Below are 13,042 nucleotides of genomic sequence, written 5' to 3'. Positions count from 1 at the left end.
CGACGGACTCGCCGATCGCCACCGAGGGATTCACCGTGGAAGCCACCGAGGTCATCACGAGCGAGGTCCACAAGAGGATCCGAGACCTCGACGTGGATCCCCGCACCGATGTCCAGCGCTCCCGCGAAGTCATCCGCTCGGTGATCTCCGAATACGACGAGCGCAGTCTCACCGCGGACCTTCCGCCGCTGACGGACAAAGAGGCGACGTTCCGATTCATCGACAATCAGCTCTCCGGCTACGGCGCCCTTCAGGACTACTTCGAGGACCCCCGCGTCGAGGAGATCTGGATCAACTCGCCGAGCGAGGTGTTCATCGCCGTCGACGGTGTCCACCAGCTCACGACGACGAAGCTGACCAGCGGCGAACTCGACGACCTCATCGAGCGGATGCTGCGCACCTCGGGTCGCCGGGTCGACCTCTCACAGCCCTTCGTCGACGCCATGCTTCCCGACGGCTCCCGGCTCCACGTCGTCCTCCCCGACATCACGCGCTCCTCCCCGGCAGTGAACATCCGCAAGTTCATCCAGCGGCCCCGCAACCTCGCCGCCCTCGTCGCCCAGGGCTCGCTCACTCCCCCGGCGGCCCGCTTCCTCGACGCCGCCGTGAGCTGCGGTGCGAACATCCTCGTCTCCGGCGCCACCCAGGCGGGAAAGACGACGATGCTCAACGCTCTGGCCGGGTCGATCCCCGCCCGCGAACGCATCGTCAGCTGCGAGGAGGTCTTCGAACTCAACCTCCCCAGCCGCGACTGGGTTCCGATGCAGTGCCGCCAGCCCTCGCTCGAAGGCACCGGCGCTGTGACCCTCCGCGCACTCGTCAAAGAGGCCCTGCGGATGCGTCCGACGAGGATCATCGTCGGGGAGGTCCGGGAAGCCGAGAGCCTCGACCTCCTCGTCGCCCTGAATTCGGGGCTGCCCGGCATGGGCACGATCCATGCGAACTCCGCGCGTGCGGCGATCACGAAGATCTCGACCCTTCCGCTGCTCGCCGGGGCGAACATCTCGTCGTCGTTCGTCGTCCCGACGGTGGCGGTGAGCATCGACGTCGTCGTCCACCTGCGACGCGACAACAGCGGGGTCCGCCACGTCAATGAGATCTGCGCGGTGCCCGGCGGAGTCGAAGGCGACGTCATCGAACTCGACACCCTCTTCCATTCCCCGCACGGGACGCTGGTGCGCGGACAGGGGTTCGGCCACCTCGGCGAGCGCTTCTCCGCGATCGGCAAGGACCTCCACCAGATCTTGGAAGCGGCATGAGCTACTCGCAGCTGAGCCTGCTCGTGGGAGCCTGCCTCGGCGCGGGACTGCTGCTCATCTGGATGTCCCTGTGGGAGCAGACGGCGAGGCGCCGGCAGCAGCGGCGGTGGATCCGCGAACTCGACGACATGCTCACGGGTGCGGGATTCCCGCGCCTGCGCCCCCTCCACCTGCTCCTGCTGACGATCGCCGTCTTCCTCACCGTCACCGTCGTCGCCACCGTGCTCACCCGCTCGTGGGCGATCGCCCTGTGCTTCGGTCTCTTCGCCTCGTGGCTGCCCTACCGGTACCTCCAGCACCGTGCGCGCTCGAAGCAGGTGCTGCGTCGCGAACTCTGGCCCGAGACCCTCGACCATCTCAATTCCGGTGTGCGGGCGGGACTCTCACTGCCCGAAGCGCTGAGCTCGCTCGCCCACCGCGGACCCGAGCCGCTGCGGCCGCTCTTCGAGGTCTTCGCCGAGGAGTATCGCGCAAGCGGCTCCTTCGCGATCGCCCTCGAACGCTTCCGCCAGGTCAGCGCCGATCCTGTCGCCGACCGCATCGTCGCGGCCCTGAGCGTGACCCGGCAGGTCGGCGGCAGCGACCTGGGCACGATGCTGCGGGCTCTGGCCCAGTTCGTCCGCGACGACGCCCGCACCCGCAACGAACTCTCCGCCCGCCAGCAGTGGACCGTCAACGGTGCCCGCTTGGCCGTCGCCGCCCCCTGGGTCGTCCTCGCGTTCCTCTCGACCCGCCCCGAGACCGCTGCGGCCTACAACTCACAGGCCGGGCTCATCCTCCTGGCCGCGGGCTTCGTCGTCTCCCTCCTCGCCTACCAGGCGATGAAGCGGATCGGCCGACTTCCGCAGGAACCGCGCGTCATCGAGGGCTCCTCCCTGGCCCGGTCCCCGTTCCACCGCAGCGCCGAGGCGGGTGAGGCCTGATGACCGACCCGCTCACTCTCCTGCTCCTCGGCGCATTCAACGGCGTCGCCCTCACCGTCTTCGTCCTCGCCCTGCCTCCGCTGCGGCGCCCGACCCTGTCGTCGCGCATCGCACCGTACCTGCGCGATCAGGAGGCGCTCGTCGACGTCTACGCCCCGCCGACACCCCGGAAGGAGGGCCTCCTCGGGGCACTCCGGCAGGCTGCCCTGACGGCGACGACATGGGTGACCTCGCGCATCACCACCGATGCGACCCTCAGCCTGCGCATCGGCCGCCTCGGCGGGAGAGCGACGATCGAGCGGTTCCGGACGAATCAGATCCTCAGCATCCTCGTCGGCATGATCGCCGGCGGCGGCCTCGCCGGTCTCATCAGCGCGCAGCGCGGGTTCTCCCCCATCGTCGTCATCGTCCTCGTCGTCAGCGGCGGGGTCGCCGGCCACATCGTCAACGACTGGCGTCTCAGCCAGGCGATCGCCCGCCACGAATCCCGCATCCTCGCCGAGTTCCCCACCGTCGCAGAACTCCTCGCCCTCTCGATCACCGCAGGTGAGGGGATCGTCGAAGCACTCGAACGGGTGTGCCGGACCTGTTCGGGCGACCTCGTCGACGAACTGCGCACCGCGCTGTCGGCGACCCGGACCGGCACTCCCCTCGTCGAGGCCCTCGACCAGATGGCCACGCGCATCGCGATCCCGGAGATCGTCCAGTTCGTCGACGGACTCGCCGTTTCGATGACCCGCGGCACCCCACTCGCCGAGGTGCTGCGCTCCCAGGCCGCCGACGTCCGCGAGCAGTCGCGGCGGCGCCTCCTCGAGCTCTCCGGACGCAAGGAGATCGGCATGCTCGTGCCCGTTGTCGTCTTCGTCCTGCCCGTCACCGTGATCTTCGCCGTCTTCCCCTCCCTCGCCGTCCTCGACCTCAGCCCCTGACCGAGACGCCCAGCCGCTTTCCGCTCCCCTGTCCTCATCCGCCCCGACGCCATTGCTCCCCCACCCGACCTCCCCAGCCATCGACCGTCGCAACGAAGAAGGAGACATGATGTTCCACCGGTTCATGACACACCTCACCCTGCTCACCCTCGGGTGGATCGGCGACGACACCTCCCCACCGGCTGCCCGGCACGGCGCCGGTGACGACGGGCACCGCGGCGACCGTCCCGATCGCGGCGATGTGCCCGGCTGGGTGCTCATCACACTGATGACCGCGGGACTCGTCGTCGCCCTCTGGGCGCTCGCCGGCGAAGCCTTCACCTCGATGTTCGAGGACGCGATGAACAAGGTCCGAGGTGCCGGGTGAGCCGAGCACAGCGCGGCGATGCCCCTGCTGCTGCCTCCCCGCCGACAGGAGGCGCGGCCGGTGGCGGCGCGGCCGGCAGCGGTGCGGTCGACGGTGACACGGCCGATGCGGGCGCGCGCTCTGAGAACGGTGCGGTCGGCGGCACGGACACCGGTTCCGCGATCGCCGAGTTCGCCCTCGTCGCGTCTCTGCTCGCCCTCGTTCTCGCCGGCGCCCTGCAGATCGGTCTGGTCATCCACGTCCGCAACACCGTCATCGACTCGGCCATCGCCGGTGCCCGGCAGGCGGGACTCGCCGATCAGACGGCCGGCGACGGCAGGCGGCTGACCGCGCAGCTCATCACGGCCTCACTCGGCGAACGGTACGCCGAGGCGATCTCCGTCGACACCGAGAGCAACGGGAACGTCGAGATCGTCGAAGTCCGGGTCCGCACTCCGCTGCCCGTGCTCGGACTCTGGGGACCCGCCGAGGTGTGGGACCTGCGGGGACGCTCGATCGTCGAGGACATCGACCGTGACTGAACCCGCTGTCCTCCCCTCCGTCGGGCCTGCCGACCCATCCGTCGGCCCTGCCCACCCATCCGTCGCCCAGGACACCGAGGCGGAGGTCCGGTTCGCTCTCCCCGATGCCGGGACTGCGGTCATCGAGTTCATCTTCGCCGCGGTCATCCTCCTCATCCCCGTCGTCTACCTCATGCTCGCGCTCTCCCAGCTGCAGGCGGCCGGCTACGCGACGACCTCGGCGGCGGTGTCGGCCTCCCGGATCGCCGCCCGCGACGCTAACCCCTCGCAGCAGCGCGCCGAGGATGTCGCCGCCATGCATTTCACCGACTTCGGGCTCCGGGATGTTCCCATCACCATCACCTACTCATGTTCAGGACCCTGTGGACGCGCTGGCTCTCTCGTCACCGCTGACGTCGAAACGCGGATTCCGCTGCCGGGGATCCCCCTGATCTTCGGTTCGGAGAACTCCCCGCACATCACCATGCGGGCCTCGCATTCCGATGTCGTCGCGACCACCGGGAACGGATGAGTCGACGATGTCCCTGACGACGAGGTCCACCGCTCCCGGTCACCGCCCGGCCGACGAGGGGTCGATCACTCCCCTGGCGATCGGCTTCGTCATCATCGCGCTCCTCCTCGCGTTCCTCATCGCCGCCCTCACGGACCTGCACATGGCCCGTCGCGAACTCCAGGCGATGGCCGATTCGGCAGCCCTCGCGGCCTCCGACTCGTTCGAACCCGCCCCGGACGGAGAACCCGGACTCGTGTTCTCGCCGCCGGCGGCGCAGCGGGCGGCGGCGCGCTACGTCTCGGCCGTCCCCTCGCCCGAGGGCCTCGACAACGTCGGCATCCGCGCCGACGTCGACGGCGAGGCCTCGGTCGTCATCCGTCTGCGCGCCGACTACACCCCGGCGCTGCTCTCCCCCTTCGTTCCCGGACTCATCGAACTCAGTGCCACCGCCTTGGCGCGAGGGTCACTGCGGATCTCATGACAACCGTGCCTGCGGACTCGTGTGCCGGAACCTGTGGACAGCGGATGGACTCGCGTGCTGTGAGCCTGTGAACGCTCAGCGCTCGTCCACAGGGGGCGGATGACGGCTTGCCGACCGGCACCGGTTCACCAGACTCTGATGCGATGAAGGTCAGCGGAGTCGTCCAGCGGGTCGAAGTCAGCGGTGCCGTGCGCACGGACGTCCTCGACGCCGACGGCGAGCAGCCCGTCCTCGATGTGCTCCGCTCGGTCATCGATGAGCCTGTCACCGTCGACGATCTCCTCGCCTCCAACCCGGGCTCCGCTCCACCGCCCGATGATCCATCGGCCTGGGTTGAGTCGATAACGTGGGGCCAATGGCGCGGACTCCACCCGGTCACCCTCCTCGGCGCCGGTGCCTTCGATCGCGGCTGCGGCAGCACGACGGTGTCGGTGCTCGCCGGCCCCGATTCGGGATTCACCCTCGCCATCGACCCACGCCAGACCCTCATCGCTCGTGTACCGTCTTCCGACGGCCTCCTCATCGCCGACCCCTGCCTCTCGCGCGCTCCGGTCAGACTCCGCCTCGCTCCTGCGGGACTGCGCACGCAGAGCCTCGTCGGATCCACCGTGTTCCTCCCCGAGCTCGACCGCGATCAGCTGCCTGAGGCACCGACCGGTGGGACACTGAACACCGCCGGCAGCGAGACGATCCATGTCGCGCCGCACGCGGTCGACGAACCGCGCGCGGCCCGTCCGCCGCAGTGGTGGGCGTTCCTCATTCCCATCGGCATCGGCATCGCCCTCGCGCTGCTCACCGGCATGTGGTGGTTTCTCCTCTTCAGCCTCTCGGCGCCCCTGTCGGGCTACATCGCCCACCTCGTCGAGAAGCGCCGTTATGCCCGGGACGTGGAGACGCACCGGATCGAGCGCGCACACGCGATCGACGACGCCTCGACGAGAGCCCTCCGGCTCATCGCGCAGCGACAGCGCACGGCACGCGCCTCCCCGGGCCTGTGTCTGGGGTTCGGCGCGATCCTCAGTCGCATCTCACTGGCACCCGAGATCGACGACCGCGTCGATCGCTGCGACGACCATGCCGTCGTCAGCGACGTCCCCATCTGCATCGACCCGCGATCGACCGCGGTGGTCGTCACCGGTGAACGCGCTCACCTGCTGCCGATGATGCTCGCCTGGCTGGCCGACCGCCGGTGGGCGTGGGCACCGTCGGCCGAAGTGCGCGAGCTGCCGGACCTCGTCGGCGCGCTCGATCGGGACGAGCCCGCCACCGCGGCGACCCACCCCTCGGAGCGCATCAGCGTCGACCTGCGGACCGAGGGCACTGTGACCACCCTCCGCCTCGGGGCACCCAAGCCGAAGAGCACTGTCTCCCTCGTCCTCGGCGATCTCGCGCAAGCGCGGACGACGACGTCGACGGCGCTCGAGGGCCCGGTGCCCGGCCGAGCGTTCACGGCGACCCTGATGCCACCGGCCCGGTTTCTCACGCTCGTGCGCACCGGGATGCCGGCGACCGGTGCCGACTCGTTCCCCTGCCACGGCCTCGGCGAGCACTGCGATGATGACCCCGAACGCACCGCGAACCGCTGGCGGCAGCCGCATTCGGGGGCCGTCCCCGTCGGCCGCGGACCTCTCGGGGCGGTCGGCATCGATCTCTTCGGCGACGGCCCGCACGCTCTCGTGGCCGGCACCACCGGCAGCGGCAAGTCGATGCTCCTCCAGTCGTGGCTGCTGTCCCTGGCCCTGCATCACCCACCCGAGCGGTTGACCTTCGTCCTCATCGACTTCAAGGGCGGAGCGACGTTCGCACCCCTGTCACGGCTGCCGCACACCGACTGCGTCCTCGACGACTTCGACTCGGCTGCGGCCTTCCGGGCGCTCGTCGCCGTCCGTGCGGAGATCACGCGGCGCGAACGGCTGCTCGCCGACCGCGGGTGCGCCGACATCCTCGACCTCGATGTCCCTCCCCCACGGCTCGTCGTCGTCATCGACGAGTTCCACGCCCTCATGACCGCGCATCCCCGGGCCGCGGACCTGCTCGAGCATCTTGCCGCCCTCGGCCGGTCTCTGGGCGTCCATCTCATCCTCGCGACCCAACGGCCGCTGGGCATCGTCACCGGGCACATGAAGGCGAACATCAGCATTCGGATCTGCCTGCGCGTGCGCGACGACGCCGACTCCTCCGATGTCATCAGCGTCGCCGATGCCGCGCGTCTTCCGCCGGACCGGCCCGGGGCCGCTCTCCTCGATGCGGGGTCCGCGCTCGTTCGCTTCCGCGTCGCCGTTCCCCTCACCGACGAGCCGCCTGAACCGACCGCTCAGCGTCCCCGACTGCGACCGTGGCAACCCGGTCGTGCCGTGCAGACGAGCTCCGCCCTCACCGGAATCCGCATCGACAATCTCCTCACCGCGGCGCACGCGCACACCGTCGATGCGCCGCGGTCCGTCGTGCCCCCGCCGCTGCCGACGGTTGATGACGTCCCGGGTACTGCGGCGAGCGCGTCGTCGCAGCAGCCTGTCACCGGGATCATCGACCTCCCCGCCGCACAGCGGCAGATCGACTGGTCCTATGATCCGGCGCAGGACGGGTCGACCATCGTCGTCACCGACGACGATCCCACCGCCGTGCTCGTGACGCTGGCGGCGTCGGCAGCCGTCACCCACCGCATCGTCGCGCTCGGTCGGATCGCCGAGGTCATCGACCAGGCGGCGATCTCCTGCGGGATGCATGCCGGGTGGCGCCTGCATGCGATCCTCGACCATCTGGGTCGCCCACCGAGTTCGGGTTCCGCCGGCAGTGCGCGGGCGCGACCGTCGACGCTCGTCGTGTGCGGGAACTGGGGTGAGCTCGTCGATTCCCTCGACCATCACACGGCGGCGGCGTTGGAGGGCCTCCTCTCCCATTCCCGCGATCTCGGACTCACGCTCCTCCTTGCCGGGTGCCGGTCGGGGCTGCGCATCTCCTCCCAGTTCCGCTCTCACCTCATCTTCCCGCCGAGCGCCGGCGGGGACGGTCTCAGCGTCGGTCTCTCCCGCCACCGGTTCCTCGGAACGTGGCCGCGTCTGCGTGCCGTGCTCGTCGGCCCGCGCACCGCTGAGTGCGGCGGCGACGGCGCCGACGTCCAGCTCTTTCCCCCTCGTGGTGGTGCAGGCTCGTCGGCCTTCTCACCGGGGTGGCGGGGACTCGACGAACCGGGTGACGTGAGGGAAGCGTCGCCGAGACGGAGGGAGGACGGAACGATTCCGCTCGGCATCGACGCCTTCGGGGAACCCGTGTCCTGGGACCCGGCACGTGACGGTTCCGTGCTCACTGTGCGCGGGTCGGCGCAGAGCGGGAAATCGTCTCTGGCCCGGGCGTTCAGCAGGTGCGAGCAGGCGGACCTGACGATCCACGACGACGCGCATCGCGAGGAGCCTGCGACGCTCGACGTCACGGCCGGTGGGCTCCACGTGGTGACGATGCCGCTGCGTTTCACTCCTGGCTACGGCTCGCCGCTGGCGAGCGCCCAGACGCTCGGACCCACGCTCATCCTCGGCAGTCACACTGCTCAGGACCTCGCGACTCTCGGGTTCACCCGCCTGCCGCCACTCGACGGCACCGCCGGGACGGGCTGGTTCGTCACCGACTCCCGAGCACGAGCGATCAGGGTCGTCGGGTCACCGACGCGGGGCGAATCAACCGACTCCGGGGTCGACTCGACTCACTGCGTGTCCGCGGGAGGTCCCGAAAGTGTCTCGTAGCGGTAGAGTTCGCTCGCCTGGCCCGCGGCGAGGAGCCGGTCGGCGAGCGCTGAGACCACGGGCATGCCGCTGGTGACCTCGATGACGACATCGGCGTCGACTGACAGCCTGGCCAGCAGCAGCTCGGCATCGGCGATGGCCGCCTCGAACTGCTCAGGGGAGGCGTCGGCGACGTCCTCACGGGTCTCGAACATCGAGCCGAGGATGAGTTCGGTCGCCGGCTCGTCCTCCGCAGTCCCGTGCAGGTTCGCCGCGGCATCCTGGGCCCCGCCGACCGCAGCCGGGTCGGCCTCCCTGGCGTAGGAGACAGCGAAGGCGCTCAGCCCGCTGCCCGACCCTGCGTCACCGGAACCAGTCGCCGCGGAGTCGCTCATGAGCATCGCCGCACCATGGGCACCGGCCGCCTCGGAGAGGAACGCACTGCTCACCTGCCCGATCGTCAGCGGCGCGACCGCATCGTCGCGGTTGACCGCGGTGTACCACTCGAGGAACGCCTTCGTCAGCTTGACCGACCCGGTCGAGACGATCTCGAGGTCCTCGGCGCGACCGCCGCCGCTGGGCGGCAGGGCCCCGGCGGAAACCTTGATGACCCGCGTCGTCGTCAGCGGGGTGAAGCCGAGCGCCTCGGCGAACTTCTCCCCCACGCTGCCGGCCTCGACCCGAGCCCGCAGGTCAAGGCCCTCCAGCGGGGTTCCTGCGGTCTCCGCCGACACCGCCTCGAAGAGCTCACGACCGAGACCGTGGCCGCGCTCCTCGGCGGCGACCTCGACGTTGACCCACGCCCGGTACGGGTGGAGCGGGGACTCCGCGATCGCCGCCGCGCCGACGGGAACCTCGGGGACCACCTCGGCGATGACCGACCGCAGCAGCGGGGACTCCGCGGCCGGACGGAACAGGGACCGGGCCATGTGACCGGCCGGAGTCGCCGCGTCGGAGAACACCTCGTTCAGTCGCAGATCGTCGCCGTCGGCAAGTGGTCTGATCGGCATGGTGAGCGCTCCTTGCGGCATGTCAGATGTTGATAATCTTGGCGTCATGACTGACTTAAGCGATCCTACCGCCGCCGCGCAGGCAGCGGCCACGACCATCAACTCCGCCGCTGGGATCGAGTCCCACGACATCGCCCTCGTCCTCGGATCGGGATGGGGCGGAGCGGCCGAGCTGCTGGGCGAGACGATCAGCGAAGTCCCCGCCGCCGAGGTCCCCGGATTCCACGCCCCGGCCGTCGCCGGCCACGTCCCCACGCTGCGCACCGTGCGCATCGCCTCGAGCGGGAAGCACGCCCTCGTCCTCGGATCGCGCACCCACTACTACGAAGGCAAGGGCGTGCGCGCCGTCGCCCACGGGGTGCGCACCGCCGCCGCCGCCGGCTGCACCAGCCTCGTGCTCACCAACGGCTGCGGTGGGCTCAACCGCAATTGGGCCCCGGGCACCCCGGTCCTCATCTCCGACCACATCAACCTCACCGGCACCTCCCCCATCGAAGGTGCGAACTTCGTCGACCTCACCGACCTCTACTCGCCGCGGATGCGGGCCATCGCCAAGGAGATCGACCCGACACTCGACGAAGGCGTCTACGCCCAGTTCCGCGGCCCCCACTACGAGACCCCGGCCGAGGTGCGGATGGCAGGCATCCTCGGCGCCGATCTCGTCGGCATGTCGACGACGCTCGAGGCCATCGCCGCCCGGCAGGCCGGGCTCGAGCTCATGGGCATCTCGCTCGTGACGAACCTCGCCGCCGGCATCCAGGAGACCCCGCTCTCCCACGCCGAGGTCATCGAGGCCGGAGCCGCCGCAGCCCCGCGGATCTCCCAGCTGCTCGCCGACATCGTCGGAAAGCTCTGAGGCCGGTGAGCGAATCGATGAGCGAATCGAACACCAGCCCGGTCCGGGTCGCCGACCGCTTCACGACGGGCTTCGACGCCGACATCGTCCGCGCGTGGATCGCCGATGACCCCGATGCGCAGACGGCGACGTCGCTGACGGCCATCCTCGCCGAGGCGGAGGCCGGTGACGCAGCCGCGCGCGCCGACCTTGCAGATCGGTTCTCCGGACCCTTGGTCTTCGGCACCGCAGGCCTGCGCGGGGAGATCGCGGCCGGGCCCAACCGGATGAACCGCTCCGTCGTCATCCGCGCCGCAGCCGGACTCTCGGCGTTCCTCAACGACACCGTCGGCCCGGGCTTCCGCGTCGTCATCGGCTGCGATGCCCGGTACAAGTCCTCCGACTTCGCCCGCGACACCGCGGCCGTCGTCACCGCCGCCGGCGGGGTCGCCATCCAGCTGCCCGAACAGCTGCCGACTCCGCTCACGGCGTTCGCGCTCACCCACCTCGGCGCCGATGCCGCCGTCATGGTCACCGCCAGCCACAACCCGCCCGCCGACAACGGCTACAAGGTCTACCTCGGGGAGCGGCCGCTGCTCGCGATCGAACCGGACCCGGCCACCGCTCGTGCAGGTGCGGGCGCGCAGATCGTTCCCCCCGCCGATGCGCTCATCGCCGAGAGGATCGCCGCCGTCCCGTCCGTCGCATCGGTGCCGCGTGCCGAATCGGGTTGGGAGCACCTCGATGACTCGATCATCGAGGCCTACCTCGAGAGCATCGAGGCCCTGGGCGTGCGCGCGAGCGCGGACCTGTCGATCGTGCTCACTTCGCTCCACGGCGTCGGGGCGACCGTCGCCGAGGCGGCACTGGCGCTCACCGGGTTCGAGAATCTCCACCCGGTGGCCGTTCAGCAGAAGCCGGACCCGGACTTCCCGACCGTCGCATTCCCCAATCCCGAGGAAGCCGGCGCGCTCGACGAGGCGTATGCCTTGGCCAGAGAGGTCGGCGCCGATCTCATCATCGCCAACGACCCCGACGCGGACCGGTTCTCCGCGGCGATCCCCGATCCTGCCGCCCCCACCGGGTACCGCCAGCTCACCGGCGACGAGGTGGGGCTCCTCCTCGGCGAGGACATCGCCTCCCGGCTCGCGGCCTCCGCCTCGGCCTCGGCGTCAGGGACCGCCGATGGCGCGACCGCCGGTGGAGCGACCGCCTCGGCGAACGATTCCGACACCGCCGGGCCCGTCTTCGCGAACTCGATCGTCTCCTCGCGCGGTCTTGCCGCCGCTGTGCGCGCCCACGGCTTCCCCGCCGTGCAGACGCTCACGGGCTTCAAGTGGATCTCCCGGGTGCCCGGCCTCGTCTTCGGCTACGAGGAGGCGCTCGGCTACTGCGTCGACCCGACCGTCGTCCGCGACAAGGACGGAATCTCCGCGGCCGTGACCTTCGCCGCGCTGGCGTCACGCCTCAAAAGAGACGGGTCAACGATCGATGCCGAACTCGACCGCATCCGCACCCGCGACGGCGTCTTCGCGACGGCACCGCTGAGCTTCCGCCTCGACGACGTCTCCCTCATCGCCTCGGCGATGGACAAGCTGCGGCAGGCTCCGCCGACCGCGCTGGCCGGGTCACCCGTCACCGAGGTTCACGATCTCTCGACCGGGTACGACGGCCTGCCGCCGACCGACGGCATCCTCCTGCTCTCGGAGGCGAACTCGCGGGTCATCGTCCGACCTTCGGGCACCGAGCCCAAGCTCAAGTGCTACCTCGAGGTCGTCGGCGCCCCCGCCCTGGGGCCGTCGCTGCAGGAGAGGCTGGCGACGATCACGACCGAGCTCAAGGCCTACTTCGGACTCTGAGGTCGGCACGGGGGCTTCGGCTCGGGGGCTATGAGAGCGCTGGCGCACCTCGATCAAGCGCTGGTGCGGATCGAGGGCCGTGCACGCGCCCGCATCCGCACTGCCGCTTGATCGAGCGTCACTGGTCTCGGTGTATTGCACCGTGACATTCATGGTCGAGCAATGGCGAGGTGGCATGCCAGCGAGGCGTCCTAATCACCCAATGGAGTCGACGGAGCAACCCTTGCGCAGCTCGGCATCCATCTCAGGCGATAGTCTGGACTGGACAACGGGCGACTCCCGAGCGTGCGATGCGAACATCTGCGGTCACGAGCGTCAGGTCGTGCGATTCAGCGACGGCGACGTACCCGGCATCGTAGGTGCTCAAGTTGGATCTGAGTTCCCACATCCTCGCGATGTGCGGGCCGGTGGGAGCGGTCATCACGACCAGCCGAGCCACCCAGTCAACCGCGCGTTCAGCGTCAGCGGCGTCGAGTTTTCCTCCCAACGTCAGTCCTCTCATCACCGAGAGCACCTCGGTGCGCCAATGCTCGGGAACCATCCACGCGGGATCGCCGCGGAGAATCTCGATGGCCGAGGTCCGTCGGGGTTCGGTCTCCGGATCTGCGAACATCAGCGCCACCGCCGAGGCGTCTGGAACGATCATGAT

At 69.9% G+C, this 13,042-nt stretch carries 12 protein-coding genes; 10 read left to right on the top strand and 2 right to left on the bottom strand.

Annotation, left to right across the window (positions count from 1 at the left end):
• The first annotated feature begins 35 nt into the window (after nt 1-35).
• The 8 genes from ABD154_RS09825 (at nt 36) to ABD154_RS09790 (ending at nt 8,710) form a co-directional block, all read left to right on the top strand.
• A complete protein-coding gene (locus ABD154_RS09825; RefSeq protein WP_211978915.1) occupies nt 36-1,259 on the top strand; it encodes a TadA family conjugal transfer-associated ATPase in 1,224 nt (407 codons plus the stop codon).
• On the top strand, nt 1,256-2,182 hold the full coding sequence (locus ABD154_RS09820; RefSeq protein ID WP_211978914.1) for a type II secretion system F family protein: 927 nt from the start codon (nt 1,256-1,258) through the stop codon (nt 2,180-2,182). The genes ABD154_RS09825 and ABD154_RS09820 overlap by 4 nt, the downstream gene beginning before the upstream one ends.
• Nucleotides 2,182-3,111 carry a type II secretion system F family protein gene (locus ABD154_RS09815; protein WP_211978913.1) on the top strand — a complete coding sequence of 310 codons (930 nt, stop codon included), beginning with the start codon at nt 2,182-2,184 and terminating at the stop codon, nt 3,109-3,111. Before ABD154_RS09820 ends, ABD154_RS09815 begins: the two co-directional genes overlap by 1 nt.
• Before the next feature lie 109 nt (nt 3,112-3,220).
• The gene (locus ABD154_RS09810) at nt 3,221-3,478 is read left to right on the top strand and encodes a hypothetical protein (RefSeq protein ID WP_211979258.1); all 258 of its coding nucleotides are present in this window, start codon (nt 3,221-3,223) and stop codon (nt 3,476-3,478) included.
• Nucleotides 3,475-3,999: a TadE/TadG family type IV pilus assembly protein gene (locus ABD154_RS09805; RefSeq protein WP_211978912.1), complete on the top strand. Its 525-nt coding sequence runs from the start codon at nt 3,475-3,477 to the stop codon at nt 3,997-3,999. Before ABD154_RS09810 ends, ABD154_RS09805 begins: the two co-directional genes overlap by 4 nt.
• A complete protein-coding gene (locus ABD154_RS09800; protein WP_249121031.1) occupies nt 3,992-4,510 on the top strand; it encodes a hypothetical protein in 519 nt (172 codons plus the stop codon). Before ABD154_RS09805 ends, ABD154_RS09800 begins: the two co-directional genes overlap by 8 nt.
• Before the next feature lie 7 nt (nt 4,511-4,517).
• Entirely contained in the window at nt 4,518-4,973 is a 456-nt protein-coding gene (locus ABD154_RS09795; RefSeq protein WP_211978911.1) for a pilus assembly protein TadG-related protein, read from the top strand.
• 143 nt (nt 4,974-5,116) lie between these two features.
• Complete coding sequence (locus ABD154_RS09790; RefSeq protein WP_211978910.1) at nt 5,117-8,710, top strand: FtsK/SpoIIIE domain-containing protein; 3,594 nt, start codon at nt 5,117-5,119, stop codon at nt 8,708-8,710.
• Here the strand turns inward: ABD154_RS09790 and ABD154_RS09785 are convergent.
• Nucleotides 8,671-9,699, bottom strand: coding sequence for a GNAT family N-acetyltransferase (locus ABD154_RS09785; RefSeq protein ID WP_211978909.1), 1,029 nt, complete (start codon nt 9,697-9,699; stop codon nt 8,671-8,673). The two genes, ABD154_RS09790 and ABD154_RS09785, sit on opposite strands and share 40 nt — an antisense overlap.
• Before the next feature lie 46 nt (nt 9,700-9,745).
• On the opposite strand from ABD154_RS09785, the gene ABD154_RS09780 reads away from it, so the two are divergent.
• A complete protein-coding gene (locus tag ABD154_RS09780) occupies nt 9,746-10,555 on the top strand; it encodes a purine-nucleoside phosphorylase (protein WP_211978908.1) in 810 nt (269 codons plus the stop codon).
• Between the two features lie 17 nt (nt 10,556-10,572).
• On the top strand, nt 10,573-12,393 hold the full coding sequence (locus tag ABD154_RS09775; RefSeq protein WP_211978907.1) for a phospho-sugar mutase: 1,821 nt from the start codon (nt 10,573-10,575) through the stop codon (nt 12,391-12,393).
• Between the two features lie 244 nt (nt 12,394-12,637).
• Here ABD154_RS09775 and ABD154_RS09770 read toward each other — a convergent pair whose 3' ends face one another.
• Nucleotides 12,638-13,039 (bottom strand): type II toxin-antitoxin system VapC family toxin, encoded by a 402-nt coding sequence (locus ABD154_RS09770; protein WP_211978906.1) that lies wholly within the window; start codon nt 13,037-13,039, stop codon nt 12,638-12,640.
• Nucleotides 13,040-13,042 lie beyond the last annotated feature (3 nt).

The organism is Brevibacterium sanguinis (assembly GCF_039528855.1).
In the GTDB taxonomy this organism is placed as follows: domain Bacteria; phylum Actinomycetota; class Actinomycetes; order Actinomycetales; family Brevibacteriaceae; genus Brevibacterium; species Brevibacterium sanguinis.
This window is presented reverse-complemented; position numbering and strand designations above follow the sequence as displayed.